The organism is Herminiimonas sp. KBW02 (assembly GCF_003852535.1).
Taxonomy (GTDB): domain Bacteria; phylum Pseudomonadota; class Gammaproteobacteria; order Burkholderiales; family Burkholderiaceae_D; genus Oxalicibacterium.
In genome coordinates, this window is the sequence record NZ_QAJP01000008.1 from 160,209 (window position 1) to 186,414 (window position 26,206).

Sequence of the window (26,206 nt, forward strand, 5' to 3'; positions counted from 1 at the left end):
CATGACGCCAGAATTTCTCAACTCGCAACCCAGCCTGTCGGCGCAACGCGTCAGTAAATCATTCCTGTCCGGCATGGTGCGTCTGAATGTTCTGCAACGGCTATCGATATCGATTTATCCGGCCGAGCTGACCCTGATTGCGGGTCCCTCCGGCTGCGGCAAAAGCACACTGTTGTCCTTGCTCAGCGGTCTGCAGAACCCGGATGAAGGACGCGTCACCGCATTGGGCGAAGAACTCGGCAATATCAGCCGTCATCAGCTGGAGCGCTTCCGCCTGAAACATACCGGCTTTGTGTTCCAGGGCTTCAATCTGTTCCCGGCGCTGACTGCCTGCGAACAAGTACAACTGCCGCTCGGCTACATGGGCATGAGCGATGCCGAGGCCTACAAGAACGCCATGACGGCGCTGGAAGAAGTCGACATGTCGCATCGTGCCGATGAACGTCCGGCCAAGCTGTCCGGCGGCGAACGGCAACGGGTTGCGATTGCACGTGCGATTGCCAAACAGCCGCAACTCCTATTTGCAGATGAACCAACCAGTGCACTGGATGCGGACAACGGTCAGAACGTGATCGACATCCTGCACAAAATCGCCCACAGCCATCAGGCGACTGTACTGTGCGTCAGCCATGATCCGCGCCTGATACGACACGCAGACCGGGTGCTGGAAATGGAAGACGGCCTGATCCGCAATGACTGGCGTCACGACCGTAATCACGACCGGATGCGGCCTGCGTCACTTTACCAAGAAGGACAAAAATGATGAATGCCTCCCGGCATATATACGGCTTGCTGGCCATCTGCAGCTGCGTCCTGCTGAGTGCCTGCAACGATGACCATGCAAACGCCAAACCGGCTGCGGCAACAAATGCGGCGGTGGGTGAACGCGGCTATGTTGCCATCGCACGTGGCAAAATCGAAGCACAAGGCGGTCTGGTCACCATTCAGCCGGCGCAGGATGGCCACGTCGTGCGCCTGCCTGTCAGCGAAGGGCAACAAGTCGCAGCAGGGGCAGTGCTGGCCGAACTCGACAGCCGCAATGCCCAGATCGAATTGAACGAAGCAGAAGCACGCCTGCAACAGGCGCAGGCACAAGCGCAAGCCGCCACTATGCCGCTGACCTCTGCACGCGACCTGGCACAACGCCTGCGGCAGGCCGCAGAAGCAGGTGCCAGCGACGTACAGCGGGCAGACGAAGCACATCAGCGCGCACAGCAATTGCAGGCAATCGCAACCGTCGCCAAGAGCGATGTCGCCATTGCACGCGAACGACTGGAAGGCGCCAGACAACGCCTGGCTGCGCGCACGCTGCGTGCGCCGCAGGCAGGTACCGTGATTCAGCTCGACGCGACCATAGGCACACAGGTATTGGCCCAGGGCGGCAAACCATTAATGACCTTATTACCGGCCAAGCCGGCACAAATTCGTGCCGAGCTCAATGAAAGCTTTGTCGCTCAGGTCAAGCCCGGCATGCGGGCAGAAGTCAGCTTTGAAGCTGATCCGCAACGCAAGCCGCTCAAGGCGCGCGTACTGCGCGTCGGCCAGGTATTCGTCAACAGCCGTTTAGGTGACGATGGCAATCCACGCAGCAATCTGCGCGTGGTTGATTGTGTACTGACATTCGACGAAGTACAAAATGTACGTATAGGACAAAATGTGAGGGTGAGCTTCCATGAATGAAATCATCAGTTCCCGCGTTGCTGCATCAGCACGACAGATCAGCAATGACTATGTTTCCGACTGGGCCATCCAGTGCGATTTCGACGGCACCATCAGCACGGTAGACGTCACCGATTCACTGCTCACCCGTTTTGCGCGCGACGGTTACGAAAAACTGGAAGACGCCTGGGTCCGTGGTGAAATCGGCTCGCGTGTCTGCATGCAAAAACAAATTACCTTGCTTGATATGAGCATGGATGAACTGCATGCCCATCTCGATACCATACAGATCGATCCCGCCTTCCCCGCTTTCGTCAAAAAGGCGCAGGCACAAGGTTTGCCACTACAAATCGTCAGCGATGGTATGGACTACGTCATCAACTATGTCTTGCAACGCCACGGCCTCGGGCATCTGCCGGTACTCGCCAATCACCTGGTGCAAACCGGCCCGCGCAGCTGGCGTCTTGAATCGCCACATGCCATTGCTGCTTGCAGCCGTAACAGCGGCACCTGCAAATGCGCATTGCTGGCAACACAACAACGCAAGCATCCGTACGTACTCTTTATCGGCGACGGCACCTCCGACTTCTGCGTCTCCGGCAAGGCTGATTTCGTGCTGGCTACCAGCCGCCTGCTCGACCATTGCTGCAAGCATGATTACCCGCATGCTGCTTTCGCGAATTTCAAACAAGCACAGGCCTTATTGCAGCAAGTCATCAGTAACGAGGAAATGCAAGAGGAACTACAGGCATGACAGAACATGAATTCCTGTTCGAGGGTGGCAACACCGGCGTCTTGCTGATCCACGGCCTGACCGGCACCCCAAATGAAATGCGTTTGCTCGGTAAGGGCTTGCATCGTGCCGGCTATACCGTTTATGGCATGCAACTGGCAGGTCACTGCGGCAGTGCAGATGATTTAATCGCCACCACCTGGCAGGATTGGTATGACAGTGTGCAAAAGGCTGCCGACTTCCTCAGTACCCGCGTTGATCACATGTTCGTCATGGGACTGTCGATGGGCGCCCTGCTCTCGCTCAGGCTGGCTGCAGAACAGCCGGAAAAAGTAAGCGGGGTCGCGGCACTCGCCACCATGTTCCGGCACGACGGCTGGAGCATGCCGCTCTACACCCGCTTTTGCTTCCTGTTGCGTATTTTTAAAACGCTGCGTATCGGACGCAAGGGCTACTTCACCGAACAAGCGCCGTACGGCATCAAGGACGCCGCGCTGCGCCGTCACATCGTCGAACAAATGCAGGCAGGTGATAGTTCAGTAGCAGGACTGCCCGGCAATCCTTGGTGGTCGGTCGCTGAACTCTATTCGCTGGCAGCCGATGTGCGGCGCCGCTTGCCGGCCGTCACTTCACCATGCCTGCTGGTACACGCAACTGAAGATGATGTTGCAAGCCTGGAAAAAAATGCCTTGCTGGTACAAAACAGCGTCAGCGGTCCGGTGCAAACCTTGTGGCTGCAGGACAGCTACCACATGGTCACGATAGACCGTGAACGTCGCCTCGTCATACAACGCGCCTGCGAATTTATTGCACAGACCGTGGGCATACACACGACGCACGATGACCAGACTGCAGGCCTGGCTACTACATGAGCAGTACCAGCTTGCCATGGCTGGCCATACTCTTATGGGCCGCCAACGTCATCGTCGACAGTGCCGGACAACTGGCATTCAAGGCCGCTGCCATCAATGATGCAGATGCTTCCGGTCTTGCACGCTGGACGCGCATGGCGCAACACCCGTGGCTATGGCTGGGTATCAGTTGCTATGTGTTTGAATTCGTCCTGTGGCTCGCTTTCCTGTCGCTGGTACCGCTGTCGCAGGGCGTACTAATGGGCTCCATCAACATCGTCGCCATCATGCTGGCCGGACGCTGGATCTTCAACGAGCGCCTGACCCGCATGCGCGTCATCGGCATCCTGCTGGTTTCGCTGGGCGTCGCCATCGTGGGCTTGCCGTCATGAAGAAGCGCTTCTACATCATCGGTTTCCTCGCTCTGCTCTCTTTCGATACGCTGGCACAGCTGAGCTTCAAGTACGCCGCCATCCATGCGCTGCCCTTGCAGGCTGACCTGGCCTGGCTGATGCGCGTCTTCAGCATGCCATGGATTTATGGTGCATTCATCGGTTATATCGGCGCCTTCTTCAGCTGGATGACCCTGTTGAAGCATGCGCCTATAGGTCCGGCTTTCGCCGCTTCGCATCTGGAAATTCTGTCCGTTATGCTGCTGTCTGCCTGGCTCTTCAACGAAAAAATAGGCTGGCTACAAATCGTCGCTGCCATCCTCATCGTAGCCGGCGTCATATGCCTTGCTTTCAGTGAAAGCGAAATCCATCCAGCCACTGAGGATAGCGAGGGCCATGCAGTTCGCTGATAATCCGCAAGCATGGCATGAGGTCCCACCCACTGCGGGCCTGCCGCTACACCTGAGTGATTTGCTGCCGGGACGTGCCGACCTGGCACCCGCTATTGCAGACTTTCTGCAAGTAGAACACGCGCAACTGGAAAGTTCAGGCACCGCCGCTCTGATCGTTGCCCTGCACGCACTACATGGCCTCGCGCCGCACCGGCATATCGTCGTCATTCCTGCCTACACTTGCCCGCTGGTGGCCCTCGCTGTTGTACAAGCCGGACTCACTCTGCGCATCTGCGATTTGCAGCCTGATAGCCTGGCGCTGGATACGCAGATGCTAAGCGACATGTGCGATAGCCGTACCCTCGCTATCCTCCCTACCCACCTGTGTGGCAGGGTCAGTGCAATTCACGACATCCAGGCAGTGGCACAAGCATGCGGTGCCTGGGTCATAGAAGATGCGGCGCAAGCGTTAGGCGCCAAAGTCGGTAACGACAGTGTCGGCAGTCAGAGTGACATCGCCATTTTTAGTCTGGCCGTCGGTAAAGGTTTGAGCATTTACGAAGGTGGCGTTCTGATCGCACGCGATCCGGCCATCCGCGCCGCCTGCGCTGCTGTGAGTCAGCGCCTCGCTCCGGCGCGCCCCTTGATCGAAGCACAACGTGCAATCGAACTGGCCGCGTACGCACTGCTATACCGCCCTGCTTTGCTGCCACTCTCCTACGGTCGTCCCTTGCGTCACGCCTTGTACCTGGACGACTGGCTGGCTGCCGCAGGTGATTGCTTCCCGGCTCGTACGGTATTGCACAAGCCCGGCAAATGGCGTCAGGCAGTAGGCGTACGCGCATTGAAACGTCTGCCAGCTTTCCAGGCGGATTTGCATCAACAGGCGGTGCGTCGCCTGCCACAGCTGCGCGCCATCAACAGCATTACAGTATTGGAAGATGAAGAGGGAAAAGGAACCTGGCCGGTATTTATCCTGCTGCTACCGGATCGTGCTGACCGTGATGCAGCATTGCAGGCATTGTGGGGCAGCGGCTGTGGCGTCAGCCTGCCCTTCGTCCATGCCTTGCCTGATTATCCTTATCTGCAGGAACTGATACCGGCCGCAGCACTGGAAAAACGAGCGTTGCCGAATGCACGTCGCCTCGCTGCCCGCATACTCTCCATCAGCAATAGTCCGTGGCTGGATGATGCAAGCTTTTCCTACATCTGCGCCACACTCGCCAACATCTGCAAACGCAGTTACTGAACAGTCAGCTCAAACTAAACCCTGGAATTTTCCATCGCGCCATGCAGGCGCGCCACCAGGCGCCGGTTCATCGCTTGCTGCTGCGCTTGCCATTCCTGCAGCGTCGCCGGATCTATCGCCAGCGTCTGCTCATCACCCGCACTCAACCAGCGCTTCCAGGCACTCGGATGATGGTATTCCGAGACATCACCGGTGATGTCGCTGGCGATCAACTGACCATTCAGCGCATCTATCATCTGCATGACTTGCGCTTCCCTTAACTGTCCCTGATCCCAGTTAGTGCGCACTACTTCCGGACTGAATGCATCCTTGTCGATGGACAGATATGTATCTTCCGGATGTGCAGCCAGCATCTTGCAGAAAGCCTCAGTCAACAAAGCCGCATTGTCGTATTGACGGAACGCATGCTGCAAACCGAGCAAGCGTGACCAGCTGGTATCCACCCCTATGCTCCAGTAACTCAGCTTGCCCGCCAGCAGCGGTCGCAGATAATTTTCCCACGCATGACCGCGCCCGATATCGGATGAAGTGATGCCAACTACATGCACATGGCTCACCTGCGGCAACATCGCAACCCGACGCACCCAGGAGCCGCAATGCACGCCAAACAGATAACGCATATTGTCAGGATGGTTGTCGATCACCACCAGGCGTAACGGTCGTTGCCGCCTTGCTGTCAATCGCTTCACGAGCGGCAGGCTGAGATGATGAAAATCGCCACTGCCCATTAATACGGTGCCGTACTCAGGCGGCAGTACAGCATCGAGATGACGTTCAAAGGCATCCAGCACCTGGCGCCCGCAACCAAAGCGCAAACGCGGCTGCCAATCCTGCAAAGCCAGATGCAGCGCGCCCTCCGGTACGCCGGTGGAACCGTCGAGATCCAGCACTATAGCCGGCCTAGCCATGGTGGTGCTCACTCCACTGTCTGTCACTTTCGAAGTGTGCGCTGAAGCGCCGTGCCAGTGCACGCAGAAAAGGATTGCGGATATACACTGCGTGCCGCGTGTAGGTGAACGAGGCACCCAGTTCAGCTTTTACCTGCGGATCGGTCCAGCCTGCCACATAATGCGTCAAACCACGCTCCAGTGCGTATTCCAGATTAACGAACCAGCTGATGAAATAGAGATTGTTTTCGCGTGCTTGCGGATAACGCAAGCCGATGTATTTATCGATCAGGCGTCCGCCGTGTTCGAAACAAAGGTTGTAGCCTATCAGTTCACCATCGCGGCGATATTCAAAACTGATGCCGCGGTTACTGGCGTCGCGCAGCATCGCGGCAAAGAACTCGCGCGTCAAAAGATCGAAATGGATTTCACTCTGCTGATACACATCCAGATACAAGGCGTAATAGGTATTCACGATGCTGTCGTCAGCAAAGAGTGCATCGCCGGTATGTACCCGATCTATCTGCAAACCTTCACGTTTGCGTAGCTTGCGACGCAAATTTTTGCGACGACTAGTCGAAAGCCGATCCAGATAAACGTCTATGCTGGCAAAATCAATCGCTACATATGCCAGAGCCTGCCCTTCGAGCAACAGGAAATCCTGCTCGCGACACACCGCAACAAACTGCTCTGCACGCGTATTGGTATACGCATCGAGCAAAGGCGAACACTGCGGAATGTCTTTCACGACAACCAGCTTGTGCTCGGTTCCAGCCTTGGTACACAGATCATGTATAAAGAAGCTGGCATCGCAATCGGGCAGCAAGGCGTACTCGGTAATCGTGCTACCAATGAATGCGGTACGGATACGCAGCCACGGCAACCAGCGACGTGACCACGGTAAGGCATGCACACGCCGCCTGAGTGCATCGTCGGCAGTCGTCAATAAATCAAAGTTAGCGACGAAAGCCGGGATACCCGGGGCGGCGGCAAAAGCGGTAAAACCCTGCGGCGGATGTGCTTCAAACAGGTTGAGCAGCGCATCCGGCTCCAGCTGGTTCAGCCGTGTGCGGGACACACCGTCACGCATATCAGGCACGTTTGGCGCGAGTCAGGAGTTGATCAAGCAAGACCATCGCTTCATCTATCTCGTCACGGCTGATCATCAGCGATGGCGCAAAGGTGATCACGTTTTTGTAGTAACCACCGACGTCGAGTACCAGGCCACGTTTCTGGCCTTTGTATTCGAGCGTACCTTCCAGCCCCATGTCCACCATCTTGTCGAGCAAGGCGCGATTCGGAGTGAAGCCGTCATCGGTACAGATTTCTGCGCGCAAGGCCAGACCCAGACCATCCACATCACCGATTTCCTTGTGCCGTTTTTGCAGGTCTTTCAAACCTTCGAGGAAGTAGGCGCCGCTGTCGCAGACTTGTTTGCCGAAGTCCACTTCGTGCGTCATCTTCAACACTTCCAGGCCGATCGCAGTACCGAGTGGATTCGATGCAAAGGTCGAATGTGTCGAGCCTGGCGGGAAGATAGTCGGATTGATCAGTTCTTCACGTGCCCACAGCCCGCTCAGTGCGTTCAGGCCATTGGTCAGCGCTTTGGCAAATACCAATACGTCAGGTTGCACACCAAAATTCTCTATCGACCACAATTTTCCGGTACGCCAGAAACCCATCTGGATTTCATCAACGACCAGCAACACCCCGTGATCGTCCAGCACCTTCTTCATACCTTTGAAGTAGTTCGGTGGAGGAATCACATAACCACCTGTACCTTGAATCGGCTCTATGTAGAAAGCGGCATACTCGCATTGGCTGGTCTTCGGATCCCAGATCGCGTGATATTCGTTTTCAAACTTGCGTTCGAAATCCTTGACCAGCGATTCACCGTATTCTTCTGCGGTCATGCCTTTAGGACGGCGGAACGGATAAGGGAAAGGCAGGAACTGCGCGCGGTCGCTGAAATGGCCGAAACGACGGCGATAACGGTAACTGGATGTAATGCTGGAAGCCCCCAGGGTACGACCGTGATAGCCACCTTCGAAAGCGAACATCAGGCTCTTGCCATTGCTGGCATTACGCACGACTTTCAGCGAATCTTCAATCGCCTGTGCACCGCCGACGTTGAAATGTACGCGGCCCTCACGGCCCCACTTCTGCTCTGCATCCTGCGCAATCCACTTGGCCAGCTCGATCTTGGTCGGGTGCAAATACTGGCTGGCGATCTGCGGCAGCGTATCGAGCTGCCTCTTCATCGCGTCTTCCAGACGCTTGTTCTTGTAGCCGAAATTAACGGCTGAATACCACATCTGCAAGTCCAGATAGCGCGTATCCTGCGCATCGATCATGTAGCTTCCCTCGCAGCCCGCGAAGATCTTCGGTGGATTAACGTAATGGACGGTATCACCAAAGGAACAGTATTTTGCTTCGTCCGCCAGCAGGTTTGTGCTCATGCATACTCCAGATTGTGCGTTGAAAAGTCGCTGCAAATAGAAGGCGCAACGACAACTGCCAGCATTCTGGAATGACAATCTTTCGCAACTGTCGAGGAATTGTGTGGAATATGTGGAGACGGCCGCGTCAGTCTGCCAACCTGACCTGATCAGTTATAAGTAACATTAAACGTCGCTTTCGCATCTGCCGGTCCTGCGCGTATCCCAGCCGCAGTAGCGGCAGTTTGCACATAGCTGGCTGTCAGTGGAATCCTGAGCAACCGCCCGCCTTCCGCATAGGAGATCGTGCCGGCAAACCATTGATTGGTATTGGGTATCTGGCTGGAATCCGGGCCATAGCCCAGGATCGTGTCCCCATGCTTGATCTGCACTCCGACGCCACTCGCTTTCTGCGTTCCGCTCAGGCTTAATACCTTGCTCTGGTTATTGGGATTAGTACTGTCTGTAAAAGTAACGTACGCATTGACAATGCTACCCACCCCGCCTCCGGAACACGCTAAATCGATAGAAAAAGGATGTGCCGGTGAGGTGGAACCCTGCCCCGTAAACGTTTTGACAAGAACTTGCTTCAAAAATACCGATTGATTGGCGACCTGCACCGCACAAGTCGGAATCGCCTCAATCTGCAAGCTACCGTTAATGCCGATATTCCAATGTCCGCATGAAGCACCACAGTTGTATCTAAATCGCAAAAGATTCTCCGTTGGTAAAATGAGTGTGCCGTTACCCACTCTGCCGATGCTCCTGACAACTTCTACATATACCTCTTGCCGATAAACGGTGGTAGCGTTCGTTATTCCGGTTGCCGGGGAGTTATAGACGCCAGTGCCCAGATTCACGTTCAAGCCGGCTGCAAAATTCACTGCAACCAATTTCACTCTCCATATCAGGCCAATTCCAGGTATATTGCTTGGATAATAGCTACCCTGAGGGACATTGTTCAAAGTGCTCACCTCAATTTGTGATCCCGCGGTTCCGAAGTTCCCTTTGGTCATGTTTGAGTACACAGTGGGCGATCGCCAAAGTACCTGACCCGCGCTTGCATTGCCCGGAACGATCAACTTCTCTCCTGAGAGCGTAATAGTCGACTGCGCAGGCGTAAAACGCCCATACGTCTGCGCAAAGGCCAGACCAGACACTAGCCACATCAGGCACAGACCAGCCACAAAAAATGCCATATGTTTTTTCATATTTATTCCACACATTAAACTTCATTAACCTCACGTATCCAACAGATTCACGACCTTGGTAAATCGCTGGCCCGGTCTGTAGCGATGGGTTCCGCCACCGGGTCATCGCTCGCTATACAAGGTAGTTCTGTGACTTGCAGGAACAGTGGATCTCCTGCCGGCGCTTTTTCCGGCAACTTATACGACAGACTGCATACAGTCTCGACGCCACCCTTTTCCCAGCGTGCCCACAACTTCCCTTCGTCGTCCAGGCCACGTGCCAACACTTTGCCCGCCTGTCCTACCTGCCCCACTTCCTTGCCTGTGCTGTCGATAACGACGGCACCAAACGGAACCGGTTTCTGGTCCTCCTGCAGCGCACGCATCACCATCGAGCGACCAGACTCCGTTTCAAACACCAGCAAGGGCACGGCTCCGGCACGCGGCGCAATACGCTGACTGGTTTGCTTTAACTCGACATCGGTCGTCAATCCTTTCGGATCAATCGACACTTCATTCATCGAATACGGCGTCAGGTAAGGCACAACCGCATAGCCACGACTATCGATGCGTACGCCGGGTGCATTGTTAATCTTCGCACCCTCAGCATCCTTCGCATGCACAATTGCAAACGTCTCAGACAAGGGCCGTGACAATGTCACTCCACCCGGATGTGCAACCACTGCACCGCGTGCACCGACCGAGAACTGCTGGTAGTCATCACCCGCGCTGACGCTGGCACTCAAATCAGCATAAGCTGCACGATAGCTGGCATTCACACCACCGTTAGTCTGCGCTGCACCTCCGCTGCTATCCCGGTTATAGTCAACATTCAAGCCATAGAAGATATTCCTGTCTTCACCGAGCGAGCCAGACAAATTGCTTTGCATACGTGCGCGCCCACTCGAATCGCGACTCATATTTGCCGACAACATCGAAGAGCTCTTTTCACCCAGCGGAATCGAAATACTGGCGTAAAACAAAGTATCCGAATGACCAAAAGCATCGCGCTGCCGACTTGCCGACAGGCTGTAAGACAAGTTGCGGTAAGTATTGCTGTAACCAACCGTGAAGTTCAGATCGGAGCTGGGCCTGTCCCAATAATTAACTGTCGAGCCGGTAAGATAGAGATTTCCGCCGTTGTCTCCGGTCCGCTGTCCCAGCGTTATCGACGCCCGACTCCGCTGACGGTACAGCGGATCCATCGCCCAGTTGCCTGGCTGTTGCGTGCGATCGCGCGCAGCCATCGCATCGTTCAGTCCGAAATAGCCATTGGTCGAATAACGATACGTCGCAATCGACAGATTGGTACCGGTCTGATCGAACAGCTTGGCGTAACTGGCGCGATAACTCTGCCCGGTATAAGTCTGGTCATTCGGAATCTGCGTCACCGCCTGGGTCGCATCCAGACCAAACGCTCCCCACGATGTATTCAGCACGGCGCCCAGGATGCCCGAGCGATACCCTTCCGCGACCGTCAGACCTGCATATCCCGTCACCATACTATTTACGCCGTACTGCCACGTCGCCTGACTAAAGAACGGCTTTGTATTCAGCAAATTACGCACGGTACCGGCAGTCACGCTGTAACGACTCTGCCCCTCGCGCAAAGCCATAGGCACCGCCGAGTAAGGAACGGAAAATGTACGCACCGCACCATCTGCCTCGGTAATCGTTACTTGCAGGTCGCCGCCATAACCAGTCGGATACAAATCGTTAATCTCAAACGCACCGGGCGCTACACTGAGTTCACGCAACTTGACGCCATTCTGCGTAATCGACACACGCGCATTGGAATTCGCCACACCACGTATCACCGGCGCATAGCCACGCAATGAGTTAGGCAGCATGCGATCATCGCTGTATAGTCGTACGCCACGGAACGAAGTCGAATCAAAAAGATCCCCGCTGGTGTATGTTTCACCCAGTACCAACTGTGCCGACCATGTCGGAATATCGCGCTGTACATAGGTCGCAATATTCTGATACTGGCTTTGCCCGTTTTGGCTAAGCGCAAGCGAGCCCTGATGCCGGAAGCGCCAGCCCTGCAGATTAAAACCACCTTCCAGTCCGCCATACAGCTGCGTACCGCCAGTGCGCGAGTTACTGTAAGCATCGAAGTAATAATCCAGCATGGCCATCGGCACACCCTGACTCCAGAGTTCCGGGTTCACATAGTCACGCGCATGGCGCAACAAGGATGCCTGCGGAATACTAAGGTCCAGTCGCAACGCTGCAAAATCAAACGTCGCTTTCGCATCGGGAATCAACTGATCCAGACGCAGGCACATCGTACTCGCCCCATCCTTCTCCAGCCCCAGCAAGGCCACGTCCACACCGACCTGAACCAGCAAGGCACGATCAAAACAAGCCTGTGCATCCGGCGTATCGGCTTCCGCTGTAAAGCGAACGTCAGCGCTTCCTACCGACATCCCATTGACAAAGATATCCGGGACATAATTGCCTGCAGCAATCAAGTTTCTGGTGGCATAACGTGACAAGTCAACGGATGCCGAATTACGCATAAAGCTCAGGTCAAAGTCCACTCCCGCAGCGGCGGACTGAACAGACTTCGCGACTGGAGCAGCTTGCGCCTGCGTCATCTGCATCATCGCCAAAACAGGAATGAGCAAAACATACGAAACACGCAATCCAAACGCCAACCTATCAACTTGAACTCCTGCCAGCAATCTCATCATCGTCCATCACCTCCCCATCAGAGCACGGGTACACCCTAAAAAACCTCATGCATCATCTGAGTACGGGCACCTCTCCTAAACAAACGCGCTATATATTCATAAAAAAATCAGGCAAACACCTCGCTTACTCAGCGATAGTCGCCTCGTGAAAAGCGTTCCCGCCCCAGTCATTCACACTGCTGTAAGCCAGTCTGGCGCCTTTCAACTTCACATCGACAGCACCATCGATAACAAAAGCAGCCATGTCGCCCGGCAGTACATGACCTGGGCCAGCTTGCAGCTTTTTGTTGCCGGCTCTGATCTCTATACCGGCCAGATTGACCACATAGGCGCTTGGGTTTCGCGCTTGCAGCACTGTCTGCTTGTGTTCATTCAAGCCAACCGTCCAAATCAATTTGCCCGGCGCCTCTTCAGCCTTGCCTGGCAAACCTTCAGGCCGGTACATCATCTTGATACGAGTGCGTATCGCTAATTGCAAACTACCCTGCCCCGCTCCCGCTACCGGCTTCGGAGGTACATCAAGCACATTCAGCCAATACAAAGATTCCTTATTCAATGGCAGTTGCTCACCGGTATGAATAATTCGCAAGACCTGCGTACCATTCGCCTCCATCCGGAAAATCGCCGGCGTGAGTACAAAGGGCAAGTCAATTGCGCTGATATCTTCTTGCGTATTACCCCGATCCAGCCACACCTGCACCAGCGCAGGCTGGGCTCCAACATTACTTAAGCGAACCGTCGCCTCTTTTTCCTTTGCAGAAAAAATCACCCGCGTTTCCATCGCCACGCTCGCTCGTGCCTGAACGTGGAACAGCGTGGAAAGCAGGATCAACATGCATCCATAAAAACGAGATTTCGTCAGCATCAATACTTCCTCTCGCAACAAAAATTTAAAAAGACACTTCACTCGCCGGACCTGTCGGCCCGGCGAACCAACGGTGAAGCGCAGAACCTTATGGGTAAATAAGCGAATAGACGACCGAAGACGTCAGCGCACCCGGCGCAGGATTCGCTGCAGCAGCGTAGTACTCAACCCAGTACTGCAAATTGGCGGTACCTGCTGTCGTGTTGATGTCGAAGTAATGAATGTTTTGCGACGCGACATCCGCACCAAGCATGACTGGCGTAGTGTCGCCATAGTTAAGAATCTGCAGCTCCACGCCTGTCAGCGTGGTCTTCAAACGGCCGTTCGAAGTAACATTACCGCCGCCTTCAAAGTGCGTACCGACCTTCTTCACTGGAGCCGGCGCACCTCCCGGATCATCCATAAGGCAACCGGTCAACTGAAAGCCAAACGGCATACGTCCAGCCACTGCACCTACCGCCTTCAACTCATCCTTGGCCACTGACGGCAAGGTTACGGTCGGATTGGCCCCCGCTCCACCTGCGCTTACGACGCAAGTGGAAGCGCTGATCGAACCGGTGAAATTGACTGTCCCGGTAGCGGCCTGCGCCGCATTAATGGACATGCAAGCCAGGCCCGCAACAGAAGCCATAAGCAATACTTTTTTCATTATTAAACTCACTTTTCCTTGAAATAAATTTCGGGAGCATGCGTCCCATTTTTAAAAACATGCACATACAGCAGATAAACAAAGCAATCTTTTTTACATCGCAACTCCTTAACTCAAGAATTTCAACAAAAATTTCCAAGACACAACAAATGTGTCCATGCAGAAATATTAGAGATCGTTTAAAAAATTAGTTCCAGAAAATTAGACGAAGATAGGCATTAAATTGCGCAAAATCACGCACATATAAGCGCTTTTAGGAACGATAGTACAAAGCTGTAAAATTTACACGCTAGATCGTTGAGGCAAAATTAGGAAAATGCCTACAGACCAGAAAGAAGATTAGTGGCGAAATATTGCCCTTTTTGCATTCTGACGAAATACCTCACCCATCGCCCAAAGACATCTTGCGGGATGAAATTCAGGCACACATCAAGATCAACAAAGGATGGGAATCGGAAGCGAGCCCAAACAAGACTGATTGGGAGCATTTCAAAAGGACTTGAGCACAAGAAAATTCAAATACGCCATTCACAGACCATGAGTCCGATCCTAAATCGAATTCGCTGCGCTGAATTAGGGACAAATCTCAAACTAGATGTGTAAGAAGGTTCTTCTATGTGAAAAAACACATCTTTATTAGGTGCGCACCAGGCATTGCGCCCGGCAGCAGCAGACAAGAGGCCTCACTACAAACAAAAAAACAGACCGGTCGACGCACTCACAGAATCGTGACGGAAATGGGCAAGCTGACGCCAGCCTTGCAGCATCAATACCCCGCGATCAGGCCGCAAACTGCTGAACAAAGCTTACGGGCATATCGCATCACGCCGCATATGGCAGCGGCGATTTTCTCTACGAATTTGCGCGCGTTAACGAGTGACAAAAAGGTATAGGAACAAGAACGGATTTTGAAACAGATGCGCATTAACTAATGCACAGGGGGACGCGAACTAAAGCGTGACTTCGTATCAGCTTCAGCATGCCTGGGGAATGCAAATACTCAGTAGCGACTACAAAAAGTACAGACGTAAAAAAAGGGCATAAGCCCTTTTTATATTTGCTACAGCTTGCCATCTCTGGCTTAAAAACTGGAGCGGGAGAAGAGTCTCGAACTCTCGACCTCAACCTTGGCAAGGTTGCGCTCTACCAACTGAGCTACTCCCGCATATTTCTGCTACCACTACTAAAACCATTTGAATGACGTTGTCACTCAATAAAAAAAGAAGCCTGTGCGGCTCCTTTTAAAAACCTCTGGAGCGGGAGAAGAGTCTCGAACTCTCGACCTCAACCTTGGCAAGGTTGCGCTCTACCAACTGAGCTACTCCCGCATCAACAACAGGTGCACATTATAGAGGAATGCCTTTGCATGTCAAGCGTTCCGCGCAGCAAAATTACAATAAATGCCCTGCGCTTTCTTTAATCAGTGGCCAGGCCTTACGCAGATAATAAAACATGGACCATACCGTCAACACGGCAGCCACCCATAACAGGATGTCGCCCCAAAATTGAAGATTGATACCCAGAATGGTTTCGTAGTAAAGCAGCATAGGTATCGCCACCATCTGGGCCATCGTTTTTATCTTGCCCAGGGAACTGACGGCTACCGATTTGGAGGCGCCGATTTGCGCCATCCACTCACGTAACGCAGAAATCGTAATCTCGCGTCCGATGATGATGAATGCGATGACGGCATTCACGCGATTGAGTTCGATCAATACCAGCAATGCGCCGGCGACCATGAGTTTATCCGCGACAGGGTCGAGGAAGGCGCCAAAAGCTGAAGTCTGATTCCAGCGTCGCGCGAGAAAACCATCTATCCAGTCTGTCAGCGCTGCAACAATAAAAATCAAAGTGGCAGCCAGACCCTGGGTCTTATTAAACGACCCCAACCAGGAATCCGGAATGTACAGCACGCCGACCATCAGCGGGATCAGCGCGACTCGCAACCAGGTAAGAAGAATAGGAATATTGAAAGGCATATCAAACTTTACATTTTCATGAATGTGCGCAGGCATTTGCATGCGCCCCCGTAATCTAATGCAATTGCTTGTAAATGTCTTCAGCCAATTGCCTTGAAATACCTTCGACCGAAGCTAAATCCTCAATACTGGCGTCCACCACGCCCCGCAAGCCGCCAAAGCGTGCCAGCAGCTTTTGTCGACGCTTGGCACCAATTCCCTCAATCTCTTCCAGCCGCGAGGTCTGGCGTGCCTTGGCGCGCTTGGCACGCATGCCTGTGATCGCAAAGCGATGCGCCTCATCACGTATCTGGGCAATCAGCATCAGTGCCCCCGACTCCTTGCCCAACTCCTGCTCGGCACGACCATCAACGAAAACCAGCGTCTCGAGCCCCACCTTGCGGCCCTCGCCTTTGGCGACACCAACGATCAGGCTGATATCCAGCCCCAGCTCGACAAATACCTGGCGCGCCATTTCGACCTGGCCTTTGCCGCCATCGATCAACACCACATCTGGCATCACGCCATCGCCATTCGCCACCTTTTCATAGCGGCGCATGAGTACCTGACGCATCGCGGCATAGTCGTCACCTGGCGTAATGTCGTTGATGTTGTAGCGCCGATACTCACCATTCTGCATCGCATGATGATGGAACACCACGCAGGACGCCTGCGTGGCCTCGCCCTGAGTATGACTGATATCGAAACACTCGACACGAAAGCTTTCCAGATCCGGTACGTCTATGCCCAGGGCGTCGACCAGCATGCGCGTGCGTGCCTGTTGCGAGCCCTGCTCCGACAACAGACGCGCCAATGATATCTCGGCGCCTTTGTGCGCCATCTCCAGCCACTGGCGACGCTGGCCTTGCGGCTGGAACACCAGGTTGATGCGATGGCCGCATTGCTCCATCAGCGCCAGCATCAGTTCCGGCTCATCCATCTCGGTATTCAGGATCAGCGTACCGGGTATGAACTTATCGATGTAATGCTGCGCGAGGAACGCCTTGATTACTTCGCTGGCGATCGACTCTTCCGGACTGGTCAGTGCGTTGTCAACATGTGTCGGAAAGTAAGCCCGGTCACCTAAATGACGACCGCCACGCACCATCGCCAGGTTGACACAGGCGCGACCGCCTTGCACCACCACCGCAATGATGTCGATGTCGGCGTCACTGCCGGTCTCCATGCTTTGCTGATGCAGCACACGCGACAAGGCATTGATCTGGTTACGCACGACGGCAGCCTGTTCGAACTTCAGCTCTTCCGCATACGCCAGCATCTTGCCTTGCAGGGTTTCCAGCACTTCGCTCTGGCGGCCGCGCAGGAATTTGGCGGCATTTTCCACATCCAGTGCGTAGTCTTCCTTGCTAATGTAGTTGACGCAAGGACCGCTGCAACGATGGATCTGATGTAGCAGGCACGGACGAGTACGATTGGCAAAGACCGAATCTTCACAGGTACGCAGCAAAAAAACTTTCTGCAATATCTGCATCGACTCCTTCACTGCCCAGCCGCTGGGGAACGGACCGAAGTATTGATTCTTCTTGTCCACCGCGCCACGGTAATAAGCCATGCGCGGATATTCCTGCCCGGTGATTTTCAGGTAAGGGTAAGACTTATCATCGCGAAACAAAATGTTGTAACGCGGCTGCAAAGTCTTGATGAGATTATTTTCCAGCAGCAAAGCCTCGGCCTCGCTGCGCGTCACCGTCGTCTCCAGCCGCGCAATGCGCTCCACCATCAGCGCAGTGCGCGGGCTCGCCAGGTTCTTCAGAAAATAACTGGAAACACGCTTCTTCAGATCGCGTGCTTTACCGACGTACAGCAAATTATCTTCGGCATCGAAATAGCGATACACGCCGGGTAAATTCGGCAGTTTCGCAACCGTTTCCAGCACGATTGCCCGCGGATCTGGTGCGTCGGTTTCAGACATGACTAATTACGTATGGCCTCAAGACTGGAACAAGTATGCACTCAAGAGGCAGCAAGTGCTTTTGCTGTCTTCTTCGCTGCAAGGTAACGCGCATCCTGCTGCAAGGCATCCCAGCTCAATGCCGGTGACTGCGGTGTCAGCGCAGCAATGCGCTGGGCCGACTCTTGGGTCGCTTGGTTGTCCTTGACCTGCAAGCCCGCCAGCAGTTGATCTGCCTTGTCCGGAGAATTACAGATCAGTACCATATCGCAACCCGCATTCAATGCCGCATGCGCACCATCGATCACGGTACCGGCGACACTCGCACCTTCCATGCTGAGGTCGTCGCTGAAGATCAAACCTTGGAAACCAAAATCCTTGCGTAACATGGTCAGCCATTTGCGCGAGAAACCGGCCGGATGTTTATCGACTTTCGGATAGATCACATGTGCCGGCATCACACCGGCCAGGCTCAGGCCGAGCCAGTCATATGGTGCGGCATCTTCCGCCAGGATTTGTTTCAGTTCACGTTCGTCAACCGGGATTTCCAGATGCGAATCCGCTTTGACGAAGCCGTGGCCTGGGAAATGTTTACCGCAGTTGAGCATGCCAGCCAGCATCAAACCATGATTCAGGCTTTTTGCCAGCATGGTCACCACACGTGCATCGCGATGGAAGGCGCGGTCACCGATCACACCCGACTCACCGTAGTCCAGATCCAGCACAGGTGTGAACGACAAATCGACGCCACAAGCACGCAACTCTGCTGCCAATACATAGCCGACATCGGTCGCGGCCTTGGTCGCGGCCAGTACATCCTTGTCCCACAGCGTACCCAGCTTGCGCATCGCCGGCAAATGGGTAAAGCCATCGGTTTTGAAACGTTGGACGCGTCCGCCTTCATGATCGACTGCAATCACGATACCCGGACGTGCTGCATGAATAGCAGCCGTCAACGCGGTCAATTGCGCGCGATCCGTATAGTTGCGCGCAAACAGAATCACACCACCGGTCAGCGGATGCTGGATACGACGAATATCGTCTGTATTCAGTGTCGTGCCAACCACGTCCAGCATTACCGGGCCAAATTTTTCTGTAGCATTTATAGCTGCTGTACCTAACACCGCTGCGTTCATTTTTTCTCCACAATCACAAAAGCGACCGCATACTCGACTTCATCCGTAATCGAAACCTGTGCGGTCAGTCCATTTTCCTGCATGAATTCTTCCAGCTTGCCGCTGGTTACCACGATAGGCTTACCGCTAGGCGCATTCAGTATCTGTGCCGCGCGCCAGGTCATAGGCATGTGTATGCCCAGCCCTATCGCCTTCGAGAATGCTTCCTTTGCAGCGAAGCGCGTCGCCAGGAAGCGCAAGCCGCGTGCCTCTACCTTGGCTTTGCGTCTATGATATTTCTCCAGCTCTTCCTTGCCCAGAATGCGCTCGGCAAAACGATCACCATGACGGCCCAGCGCCGCTTCTATGCGATCGATTTTAATAATGTCAGTGCCTACGCCGTATATCATTTTTTCATTCCGGCCAGGCGTGCGGCGATCATGATCGCTTTCATTTCGCGCACTGCGTTTTGCCAACCGACAAAGACCGCGTGTGCAACGATGGCGTGGCCGATATTAAGTTCGGCGATATCCCGGATCGCTGCGATGGCCTGCACATTGGTGTAGTGCAAGCCATGGCCTGCATTGACTTTCAAACCACGTGCGATACCTTCCGTCACGCCACGCTGCACGCGCTCCAGCTCCGCCTGCTGTTGCTTGGCATCATGCGCATCAGCATAACGGCCGGTGTGCAACTCTATGACTGGCGCACCTGCTTCAGCCGCCGCCTGAATCTGCTCGGCATCGGCGTCGATAAAGAGACTCACTCGTATGCCTTCCGCTTGCAATTGACGGATTGCGGCAGCAACCACATCGAAATACTTAACGATATCCAGTCCGCCTTCGGTGGTCACTTCTTCGCGTCGTTCCGGCACCAGGCAAACATCTTGCGGCTTGATACGGCAGGCGAAATCGACCATCTCCGTCGTTACTGCCGATTCCAGGTTCATGCGTGTCAACAACCTAGGACGAATCAACTCGACATCCGCATCCTTGATATGGCGGCGGTCTTCGCGCAAGTGTAGCGTGATCGCATCAGCACCGGCCTCTTCCGCCAGCAAGGCGGCTTGCAGCGGATCCGGATAGACGGTACCGCGCGCATTGCGCAAAGTGGCAACGTGGTCGATGTTGATGCCGAGATCGATGATGGTAGAAGCTGGTTGAAGATAGCTCATGGTTGTGGTTCCGTTATAGCTGCAGCAAGTCGATCAATATTTGACGGGTGTTAAGAGGTGCACCATTGAGATGATGCGCCAGCAGGAAACGCATCAGGAATTTACTCTGCGTTTGCGTTTGCGCATCACTGTAATCTTCGTTTTCCATGTCCAGCAAGGTCTTGCCTGAGACGCGCGGCCAGACATCGGATGGACGTGCAGGACGCGGGCCACGCTCCGGGTCCAGCACATAAATTTGCTCAAGGGCGATTGCCTTGCCGCTGGCAGCACAAACACGCCAGTCACTGGCGACGCCGGTTTCCTGCAGCAAGGCACGCTCGAATTTGCGCAAGACGATGGCGGCGGGTTCATCGTGCGCCAACTGGTTCAGGGCACTGATGTAATGATCAAACAAAGCTGGATGCGGATCATCACGCGCCAGCAGTTTCACCAGTAATTCGTTCAGGTAAAAGCCGCACAGCAAAGCCGACTTCTCCAGCGGCAGCAAACCGCCGACCCACTCGGCCGCAGTCAGCGTACGCACTTCCGCCTTACCGCTCCACCCCACCGATAAAGGCTGGAAGGTTTGCAGGACGCCGCGCAATTGCGAATGCGGACGCTTGGCACCCTTGGCGACCAGCGCAATGCGGCCATGATCGCGTGTAAACACGTCGACGATCAGGCTGGTTTCTTTGTAGGGATAGCTGTGCAGCACAAAACCGGGTTGTCCGGCGATGCGAAATTCTTTTTCGGGATTGCGGGCACGGCGAGGTGCCGCTTTGGCAGGCTTGGCGACTTTTTCGACTGGTGCAGCAGACGGATCTGCTGCACTTTCTTCTGCACGCAGCGCCGTCTGCTCCCCGGGTGAAGATTCGTTTTGAGAACTGACGTCGGCGCTGAGTGCAGGCATCTTTAATTAGAAATTCATTTCGTCAACAAGCGAACACAACTAGCCACGAAATGAATACTCACCTTATTCGTATCCGTATGCGCGCAGACCGGCTTCATTATCAGCCCAGCCTGATTTGACCTTGACCCAGATTTCCAGATACACCGGGCCACCGAACAGGCGCTCCATATCGAGACGCGCCTGGGTAGAGATATCTTTCAGACGAGCGCCCTTGTTACCGATGACCATGGATTTATGCGTGTCGCGCTCAACCAGGATCGCAGCGAATACGCGACGCAGATTGCCTTCGACTTCAAACTTCTCGATCAGCACGGTGCTGGTGTACGGCAATTCATCGCCCACGAAACGGAATACTTTTTCGCGCACGATTTCAGCAGCGAGGAATTTTTCGCTGCGGTCAGTGATGTCGTCTTCACCGAAGACAGGTGGATTTTCCGGCAGATATTTTTTGATTTCGCTCTGCAAACCATCCAGCTGGAAACGCAGCTTGGCCGATACCGGCACTACTGCTGCGAAGTCATGCTTGGCGGCGATTTGCTGGGCGAACGGCAGCAACACTGCTTTGTCCTTGGTGCGATCGGATTTGTTAATCACAAGTATGCAAGGAACGTTTTTCGGGATCAGATCCAGCACTTGCTGATCAGCCTGGCCGAAGGTACCGGCTTCTATCACGTACAGGATGACGTCCGCGGCAGTCAGCGTATTCGTCACCGTACGATTCAGTGTCTTGTTCAAGGCATTCGCATGGCGCGTCTGGAAACCAGGCGTGTCGACGTACACAAACTGTGCATCTTCCACAGTCTGGATACCGGTGATGCGATGGCGAGTGGTTTGCGCCTTGCGCGATGTGATGCTGACCTTGGCGCCGATCAACTCATTCATCAAAGTCGATTTACCGACGTTAGGGCGACCGACGATCGCGATATAACCGCATCGGAAGTGAGACAGTGCGGCAGATTCAGTCATGCAATTTTGGAATGGGAAGTGGTAGAAGATTTTGTTGCGCCATCATCGGATGCGACATCCGTCGTTTTCGCGGCATCATGCTCGGCGATCAGACTTTTTTGCCCATCGTTAGTCGGCGCTTCAGTTGATTCAGTGACAGGCTTGATTTCTGCCTTGCCATGTTTGGCGTCAGTTTTTGCAGGTGCCTTGGCAGCGGTTTTATCCGCTTCGTCCAGTTGCACCGTCGCGATACCGGCCAGCTTCAGTTGTGCGGTACGTGGCTTGGCTTTGCGGCTGGCAGCAGGCGCTTTGACGAAAGCGGCCTGTACTGCTTCCAGTGCCAGCTTGGCCGCAGCCTGTTCACCGGCGCGACGGCTGCCGCCAGTGCCAAACACCTGGATGTCGAGCTTGGGTACCAGGCATTCGATTTCGAATTCCTGATTGTGAGCCGCACCATGCGTGGCGACCACATTGTATTGCGGCAAAGCGATTTTTTTACCCTGCAGGTATTCCTGCAATAAAGTCTTGGCGTCCTTGCCCAGGGTCTTGGGATCGACACTATCGAGTATCGGGATGTAGAGCGCACGGATGACATCGCGTGCGGTATCGAAACCGGCATCGAGGAAGATCGCGCCAAACAGCGCTTCCAGCGTATCGGCCAGGATGGATGGACGGCGGAAACCGCCCGATTTCAACTCACCCTCACCGAGGCGCAGGAACTGCGACAACTCGAGGCGCTGGGCAATTTCGTACAGCGATTGTTGCTTGACCAGATTCGCGCGCAAACGCGATAAGTCGCCTTCGTCTATTTTGCTGTAGCGATCAAACAAGAGCGAGGCAACCACGCAATTCAAAATGGAGTCGCCGAGAAACTCGAGACGTTCGTTATGTACACTACCGTGGCTGCGATGCGTCAAAGCCTGCTGTAACAAGACAGCATCCTTGAAAGTGTGGCCGAGCCGGTTTTGCAATAACGTTAAATCCATTTTTCTATCGCTTTTTTCTATCGCTTCATCGCCTTAAGGTAGAGCTTTCTTTGCCACGCCATTGCCAGTCGAACCCGCGTAATCGATCAGCAAACTGACCGGTCCGCCGAGCGGTATGATTTTTTGATAAGCAAAGCTGATTTCAGTGTCATCGCCATTCTTGACGATGTCCAGATCCTTACCATCGATCGCATCGATATAACCTACTTCAGCCTGGCGGTTAAACGCTGCACGCATTTCCGGCACCGAACCACCTGCCGCCTTGACGCTGGCTATCGCCTTCTTAATAGAGAAATACTCAGTCACGGTAGGCGTTACTTTCATCGCCAATACTGCAATTGCACCTATCACAGCCAACACCACGATCAACCCTACCAGGGTAATGCCTTGTTGATAACGACTGTTCTGCAACGGGTATGCCATGTACGCGCTCCTGATGGAATTACTGGAAATTACCGATACGACCGAGGTTGCTCGGGAAGTTGTTCAGGTTCAACCAGATAAAAAATGCCTTTCCGACAATATTTTTATCCGGAACGAAACCCCAGTAACGGCTATCCAGGCTGTTATCCCGATTATCACCCATCATGAAATATTGTCCAGCGGGGACCTTGCAGGTAAAGCCTTCTACGTCGTAATTACACAATTCCCGGTTCGGGAAGTCGTGCGGATTTGCCACATAGGACGGCGCACGCGGATTATTCAGGATTTGATGGGCGACACCGTTCAAATCTTCGCTCAGATGCTTGGAGTAGCTCAGTGTTTCTTCATCCAGGTAGTCCGGCAAAGGCTTGTAGGACACTGGCTTGCCGTTCACGATCAGGCGCTTGTTACGGTACGTCACGGTATCACCCGGTACACCAACCACGCGCTTGATGTAGTCCAGTGCCATGTTTTCCGGGTATTTGAAGACCATGACATCGCCGCGTTGCGGATTGCCGATATCAATGATTTTTTTGTTGATGATAGGCAAGCGTATGCCGTACTGATATTTGTTGACCAGAATCAGGTCGCCAACTTGCAGCGTCGGCACCATCGATGTCGATGGAATCTTGAATGGTTCGTACAGGAAGGAACGCAGGAAGAACACCAGCGCAATCACCGGGAAGAAGCTGCCCGAATATTCTATCCATGCCGGTTGCCGCAGCAGGCTCGCTTCCAGTGCAGCACGGCCGGTGGTATCCGGCTTAATACCGTCACCTGCCAGCTTGGCATTGCGTGCATCGTACTCGGCCAGCACTGCGTCTGCCTTGGCACGACGTTGCTTCTTCAGGTACAGCACATCGAGGAACCAGACGACGCCGGTTCCAACCATCAGGATGAAAAGAATCAGCGAAAAATTACCTAAGATGTCTTGAAACGTCATTTCTCATCCACTTGTAGAATTGCCAGGAACGCTTCCTGCGGAATCTCTACCGAGCCCACTTGCTTCATGCGTTTCTTACCAGCTTTTTGTTTTTCCAGCAGCTTGCGTTTACGGCTGATATCACCGCCATAACATTTCGCCAAAACGTTTTTACGCAGCGCTTTCACGTTTTCACGCGAAATAATGTTGGCGCCAATAGCAGCCTGAATCGCGACGTCAAACATTTGACGCGGAATCAGCTCGCGCATCTTGGCAGCTACTGCACGTCCGCGATACTGACTGTTGGCACGATGCACGATGATCGCCAGCGCATCGACCTTCTCGCTATTGATCAACATATCGACCTTGACCACATCGGACGAGCGATATTCCTTGAACTCGTAATCCATGGATGCGTAACCGCGCGAGGTGGACTTCAGCTTGTCGAAGAAGTCGAGCACAATCTCCGCCATCGGCATTTCATAGATCAGCTTGACCTGCTTGCCGTGGTAGCTCATGTCCATCTGGATACCGCGCTTTTGCGTACACAGCGTAATCACCGAGCCGACATATTCCTGCGGCATGTAGAGATTGACGGTGACGATGGGTTCACGGATTTCTTCGATTTTCGAAGGATCAGGCATCTTGGACGGGTTATCCACCATCAGGATGGAACCGTCGCGCAAGACCACTTCGTAAATAACGGTAGGTGCCGTTGTAATGAGATCCATATCGAACTCGCGTTCGAGACGTTCCTGCACGATTTCCATATGCAGCAAACCAAGGAAACCGCAGCGGAAGCCGAAGCCCAGCGCCTGCGATACTTCCGGTTCGTACATTAACGCTGCATCGTTCAGCTTCAGTTTTTCCAGCGAGTCGCGCAAAGCGTCGTACTGGTTGGCTTCGACCGGGAACAGACCCGCAAACACTTGCGGCTGCACTTCCTTGAAACCTGGCAATGGCGCGGCCGCCGGACGGCTGACCAGGGTCACGGTATCGCCGACCTTGGCTGCTTTGAGCTCTTTGATACCAGCGATAATGAAACCTACCTGGCCAGCGGTCAGTGTGTCACGCGAAATCGATTTAGGCGTGAAGACGCCGACACTTTCAACCAGATGCTGCGATTCGCTGGCCATCAGCAAAATTTTGTCTTTCGGACGCAAGGTACCGTTCATCACGCGTACCAGCATGACCACACCGACATAGTTGTCGAACCATGAGTCAACGATCAAAGCCTGCAACGGCGCATCCGCATCGCCCTTAGGCGGCGGCACCTTGGTGATCAATGACTCCAGCACGTCTTGCACGCCGAGGCCGGTTTTGGCCGAGCAATGCACGGCCTCGCTGGCGTCAATCCCGATCACTTCTTCGATTTCTGCAGTCGCGTTGGCCGGATCGGCGGATGGCAAATCGATCTTATTCAGAACCGGCACCACTTCCACGCCAAGGTCCAGCGCGGTATAGCAGTTCGCCACGGTTTGCGCTTCCACGCCTTGCGACGCATCCACTACCAGCAAAGCACCCTCGCAAGCGGACAGCGAGCGGCTGACTTCGTAGCTGAAATCGACGTGACCCGGCGTATCAATCAGGTTCAGGTTGTACACCTGGCCGTCGCGCGCCTTGTACATCAGGGCCGCAGTCTGCGCCTTGATGGTAATGCCACGCTCACGTTCAATGTCCATGGAATCAAGGACTTGCGCCTCCATTTCGCGATCAGACAAGCCGCCGCACAATTGAATAATGCGGTCGGCAAGAGTCGATTTACCGTGGTCGATATGGGCGATGATGGAAAAATTGCGAATGTTGTTCATTAACCAAGTGACAATTACAAAAAAAGCGCTCCATGCTGGGATGTTTTCCCCAAGCGAGCGCCTTGTT

General features: G+C 54.1%; 25 protein-coding genes and 2 tRNA genes. 7 read left to right on the top strand and 20 right to left on the bottom strand.

Features of this window, described 5'->3' with window-relative positions; translation table 11 throughout:
- Window position 1: 1 nt before the first annotated feature.
- The 7 genes from DBR37_RS14010 to DBR37_RS14040 are packed head-to-tail and all read left to right on the top strand — an operon-like array spanning window position 2 to window position 5,276.
- Window positions 2-763 (top strand): ABC transporter ATP-binding protein, encoded by a 762-nt coding sequence (locus tag DBR37_RS14010; RefSeq protein WP_124575104.1) that lies wholly within the window; start codon window positions 2-4, stop codon window positions 761-763.
- The gene (locus DBR37_RS14015; RefSeq protein ID WP_124575105.1) at window positions 760-1,680 is read left to right on the top strand and encodes an HlyD family secretion protein; all 921 of its coding nucleotides are present in this window, start codon (window positions 760-762) and stop codon (window positions 1,678-1,680) included. The genes DBR37_RS14010 and DBR37_RS14015 overlap by 4 nt, the downstream gene beginning before the upstream one ends.
- Window positions 1,673-2,413: an MtnX-like HAD-IB family phosphatase gene (locus tag DBR37_RS14020; protein ID WP_124575106.1), complete on the top strand. Its 741-nt coding sequence runs from the start codon at window positions 1,673-1,675 to the stop codon at window positions 2,411-2,413. The genes DBR37_RS14015 and DBR37_RS14020 overlap by 8 nt, the downstream gene beginning before the upstream one ends.
- Window positions 2,410-3,264 (top strand): carboxylesterase, encoded by an 855-nt coding sequence (locus DBR37_RS14025; RefSeq protein WP_124575107.1) that lies wholly within the window; start codon window positions 2,410-2,412, stop codon window positions 3,262-3,264. The genes DBR37_RS14020 and DBR37_RS14025 overlap by 4 nt, the downstream gene beginning before the upstream one ends.
- Window positions 3,261-3,635, top strand: a complete 375-nt coding sequence (locus tag DBR37_RS14030; protein ID WP_124575108.1) for an EamA family transporter — start codon at window positions 3,261-3,263, stop codon at window positions 3,633-3,635. The genes DBR37_RS14025 and DBR37_RS14030 overlap by 4 nt, the downstream gene beginning before the upstream one ends.
- Window positions 3,632-4,045, top strand: a complete 414-nt coding sequence (locus DBR37_RS14035) for a multidrug efflux SMR transporter (protein WP_124575109.1) — start codon at window positions 3,632-3,634, stop codon at window positions 4,043-4,045. Before DBR37_RS14030 ends, DBR37_RS14035 begins: the two co-directional genes overlap by 4 nt.
- A complete protein-coding gene (locus DBR37_RS14040; protein WP_124575110.1) occupies window positions 4,032-5,276 on the top strand; it encodes a DegT/DnrJ/EryC1/StrS family aminotransferase in 1,245 nt (414 codons plus the stop codon). The genes DBR37_RS14035 and DBR37_RS14040 overlap by 14 nt, the downstream gene beginning before the upstream one ends.
- A gap of 14 nt (window positions 5,277-5,290) precedes the next feature.
- Here DBR37_RS14040 and DBR37_RS14045 read toward each other — a convergent pair whose 3' ends face one another.
- The 20 genes from DBR37_RS14045 to lepA all read right to left on the bottom strand — a co-directional run bounded on the left by DBR37_RS14045 (window position 5,291) and on the right by lepA (window position 26,139).
- On the bottom strand, window positions 5,291-6,184 hold the full coding sequence (locus DBR37_RS14045; protein WP_124575111.1) for an arginase family protein: 894 nt from the start codon (window positions 6,182-6,184) through the stop codon (window positions 5,291-5,293).
- Window positions 6,177-7,253, bottom strand: coding sequence for a GNAT family N-acetyltransferase (locus DBR37_RS14050; RefSeq protein WP_233588405.1), 1,077 nt, complete (start codon window positions 7,251-7,253; stop codon window positions 6,177-6,179). Before DBR37_RS14050 ends, DBR37_RS14045 begins: the two co-directional genes overlap by 8 nt.
- A 1-nt stretch (window position 7,254) precedes the next feature.
- A complete protein-coding gene (locus DBR37_RS14055; protein ID WP_124575112.1) occupies window positions 7,255-8,622 on the bottom strand; it encodes an aspartate aminotransferase family protein in 1,368 nt (455 codons plus the stop codon).
- A gap of 149 nt (window positions 8,623-8,771) precedes the next feature.
- Window positions 8,772-9,812, bottom strand: coding sequence for a fimbrial protein (locus tag DBR37_RS14060; RefSeq protein WP_158610254.1), 1,041 nt, complete (start codon window positions 9,810-9,812; stop codon window positions 8,772-8,774).
- Between the two features lie 47 nt (window positions 9,813-9,859).
- Window positions 9,860-12,394: a fimbria/pilus outer membrane usher protein gene (locus DBR37_RS14065; protein ID WP_233588388.1), complete on the bottom strand. Its 2,535-nt coding sequence runs from the start codon at window positions 12,392-12,394 to the stop codon at window positions 9,860-9,862.
- Between the two features lie 220 nt (window positions 12,395-12,614).
- Window positions 12,615-13,355, bottom strand: coding sequence for a molecular chaperone (locus DBR37_RS14070; protein WP_124575115.1), 741 nt, complete (start codon window positions 13,353-13,355; stop codon window positions 12,615-12,617).
- Between the two features lie 88 nt (window positions 13,356-13,443).
- Window positions 13,444-13,986: a fimbrial protein gene (locus DBR37_RS14075; RefSeq protein WP_233588389.1), complete on the bottom strand. Its 543-nt coding sequence runs from the start codon at window positions 13,984-13,986 to the stop codon at window positions 13,444-13,446.
- Between the two features lie 1,107 nt (window positions 13,987-15,093).
- A tRNA-Gly gene (locus DBR37_RS14080) sits at window positions 15,094-15,169 on the bottom strand.
- 87 nt (window positions 15,170-15,256) lie between these two features.
- A tRNA-Gly gene (locus DBR37_RS14085) sits at window positions 15,257-15,332 on the bottom strand.
- 63 nt (window positions 15,333-15,395) lie between these two features.
- Entirely contained in the window at window positions 15,396-15,983 is a 588-nt protein-coding gene (gene pgsA, locus DBR37_RS14090) for a CDP-diacylglycerol--glycerol-3-phosphate 3-phosphatidyltransferase (RefSeq protein WP_124575117.1), read from the bottom strand.
- Window positions 15,984-16,038: 55 nt separating this feature from the next.
- Window positions 16,039-17,895 carry an excinuclease ABC subunit UvrC gene (uvrC, locus tag DBR37_RS14095; protein WP_124575118.1) on the bottom strand — a complete coding sequence of 619 codons (1,857 nt, stop codon included), beginning with the start codon at window positions 17,893-17,895 and terminating at the stop codon, window positions 16,039-16,041.
- Between the two features lie 41 nt (window positions 17,896-17,936).
- Window positions 17,937-19,010, bottom strand: coding sequence for a beta-N-acetylhexosaminidase (gene nagZ, locus DBR37_RS14100; RefSeq protein WP_124575119.1), 1,074 nt, complete (start codon window positions 19,008-19,010; stop codon window positions 17,937-17,939).
- Entirely contained in the window at window positions 19,007-19,399 is a 393-nt protein-coding gene (acpS, locus tag DBR37_RS14105) for a holo-ACP synthase (protein ID WP_124575120.1), read from the bottom strand. The genes nagZ and acpS overlap by 4 nt, the downstream gene beginning before the upstream one ends.
- On the bottom strand, window positions 19,396-20,163 hold the full coding sequence (gene pdxJ, locus DBR37_RS14110; RefSeq protein WP_124575121.1) for a pyridoxine 5'-phosphate synthase: 768 nt from the start codon (window positions 20,161-20,163) through the stop codon (window positions 19,396-19,398). The genes acpS and pdxJ overlap by 4 nt, the downstream gene beginning before the upstream one ends.
- A gap of 13 nt (window positions 20,164-20,176) precedes the next feature.
- Window positions 20,177-21,052 (bottom strand): DNA repair protein RecO, encoded by an 876-nt coding sequence (recO, locus tag DBR37_RS14115; RefSeq protein WP_124575122.1) that lies wholly within the window; start codon window positions 21,050-21,052, stop codon window positions 20,177-20,179.
- Window positions 21,053-21,115: 63 nt separating this feature from the next.
- Complete coding sequence (gene era, locus DBR37_RS14120) at window positions 21,116-22,018, bottom strand: GTPase Era (RefSeq protein WP_124575123.1); 903 nt, start codon at window positions 22,016-22,018, stop codon at window positions 21,116-21,118.
- On the bottom strand, window positions 22,015-22,983 hold the full coding sequence (gene rnc, locus DBR37_RS14125; protein ID WP_124575124.1) for a ribonuclease III: 969 nt from the start codon (window positions 22,981-22,983) through the stop codon (window positions 22,015-22,017). Before rnc ends, era begins: the two co-directional genes overlap by 4 nt.
- Before the next feature lie 33 nt (window positions 22,984-23,016).
- Window positions 23,017-23,406 (bottom strand): DUF4845 domain-containing protein, encoded by a 390-nt coding sequence (locus DBR37_RS14130; protein WP_124575125.1) that lies wholly within the window; start codon window positions 23,404-23,406, stop codon window positions 23,017-23,019.
- A gap of 19 nt (window positions 23,407-23,425) precedes the next feature.
- Window positions 23,426-24,349, bottom strand: coding sequence for a signal peptidase I (lepB, locus tag DBR37_RS14135; protein WP_124575126.1), 924 nt, complete (start codon window positions 24,347-24,349; stop codon window positions 23,426-23,428).
- A complete protein-coding gene (gene lepA / locus DBR37_RS14140; RefSeq protein WP_124575127.1) occupies window positions 24,346-26,139 on the bottom strand; it encodes a translation elongation factor 4 in 1,794 nt (597 codons plus the stop codon). The genes lepB and lepA overlap by 4 nt, the downstream gene beginning before the upstream one ends.
- Window positions 26,140-26,206: the final 67 nt, after the last annotated feature.

Excerpts from the sequence above, each read along its gene's own strand:
- DBR37_RS14010 (WP_124575104.1), top strand. The coding sequence starts at position 2 with ATGACGCCAGAATTTCTCAACTCGCAACCCAGCCTGTCGGCGCAACGC.
- DBR37_RS14015 (WP_124575105.1), top strand. The coding sequence starts at position 760 with ATGATGAATGCCTCCCGGCATATATACGGCTTGCTGGCCATCTGCAGC.
- DBR37_RS14020 (WP_124575106.1), top strand. The coding sequence starts at position 1,673 with ATGAATGAAATCATCAGTTCCCGCGTTGCTGCATCAGCACGACAGATC.
- DBR37_RS14025 (WP_124575107.1), top strand. The coding sequence starts at position 2,410 with ATGACAGAACATGAATTCCTGTTCGAGGGTGGCAACACCGGCGTCTTG.
- DBR37_RS14030 (WP_124575108.1), top strand. The coding sequence starts at position 3,261 with ATGAGCAGTACCAGCTTGCCATGGCTGGCCATACTCTTATGGGCCGCC.
- DBR37_RS14035 (WP_124575109.1), top strand. The coding sequence starts at position 3,632 with ATGAAGAAGCGCTTCTACATCATCGGTTTCCTCGCTCTGCTCTCTTTC.
- DBR37_RS14040 (WP_124575110.1), top strand. The coding sequence starts at position 4,032 with ATGCAGTTCGCTGATAATCCGCAAGCATGGCATGAGGTCCCACCCACT.
- DBR37_RS14045 (WP_124575111.1), bottom strand. The coding sequence starts at position 6,184 with ATGGCTAGGCCGGCTATAGTGCTGGATCTCGACGGTTCCACCGGCGTA.
- DBR37_RS14050 (WP_233588405.1), bottom strand. The coding sequence starts at position 7,253 with ATGCGTGACGGTGTGTCCCGCACACGGCTGAACCAGCTGGAGCCGGAT.
- DBR37_RS14055 (WP_124575112.1), bottom strand. The coding sequence starts at position 8,622 with ATGAGCACAAACCTGCTGGCGGACGAAGCAAAATACTGTTCCTTTGGT.
- DBR37_RS14060 (WP_158610254.1), bottom strand. The coding sequence starts at position 9,812 with ATGAAAAAACATATGGCATTTTTTGTGGCTGGTCTGTGCCTGATGTGG.
- DBR37_RS14065 (WP_233588388.1), bottom strand. The coding sequence starts at position 12,394 with ATGACGCAGGCGCAAGCTGCTCCAGTCGCGAAGTCTGTTCAGTCCGCC.
- DBR37_RS14070 (WP_124575115.1), bottom strand. The coding sequence starts at position 13,355 with ATGCTGACGAAATCTCGTTTTTATGGATGCATGTTGATCCTGCTTTCC.
- DBR37_RS14075 (WP_233588389.1), bottom strand. The coding sequence starts at position 13,986 with ATGGCTTCTGTTGCGGGCCTGGCTTGCATGTCCATTAATGCGGCGCAG.
- pgsA (WP_124575117.1), bottom strand. The coding sequence starts at position 15,983 with ATGCCTTTCAATATTCCTATTCTTCTTACCTGGTTGCGAGTCGCGCTG.
- uvrC (WP_124575118.1), bottom strand. The coding sequence starts at position 17,895 with ATGTCTGAAACCGACGCACCAGATCCGCGGGCAATCGTGCTGGAAACG.
- nagZ (WP_124575119.1), bottom strand. The coding sequence starts at position 19,010 with ATGAACGCAGCGGTGTTAGGTACAGCAGCTATAAATGCTACAGAAAAA.
- acpS (WP_124575120.1), bottom strand. The coding sequence starts at position 19,399 with ATGATATACGGCGTAGGCACTGACATTATTAAAATCGATCGCATAGAA.
- pdxJ (WP_124575121.1), bottom strand. The coding sequence starts at position 20,163 with ATGAGCTATCTTCAACCAGCTTCTACCATCATCGATCTCGGCATCAAC.
- recO (WP_124575122.1), bottom strand. The coding sequence starts at position 21,052 with ATGCCTGCACTCAGCGCCGACGTCAGTTCTCAAAACGAATCTTCACCC.
- era (WP_124575123.1), bottom strand. The coding sequence starts at position 22,018 with ATGACTGAATCTGCCGCACTGTCTCACTTCCGATGCGGTTATATCGCG.
- rnc (WP_124575124.1), bottom strand. The coding sequence starts at position 22,983 with ATGGATTTAACGTTATTGCAAAACCGGCTCGGCCACACTTTCAAGGAT.
- DBR37_RS14130 (WP_124575125.1), bottom strand. The coding sequence starts at position 23,406 with ATGGCATACCCGTTGCAGAACAGTCGTTATCAACAAGGCATTACCCTG.
- lepB (WP_124575126.1), bottom strand. The coding sequence starts at position 24,349 with ATGACGTTTCAAGACATCTTAGGTAATTTTTCGCTGATTCTTTTCATC.
- lepA (WP_124575127.1), bottom strand. The coding sequence starts at position 26,139 with ATGAACAACATTCGCAATTTTTCCATCATCGCCCATATCGACCACGGT.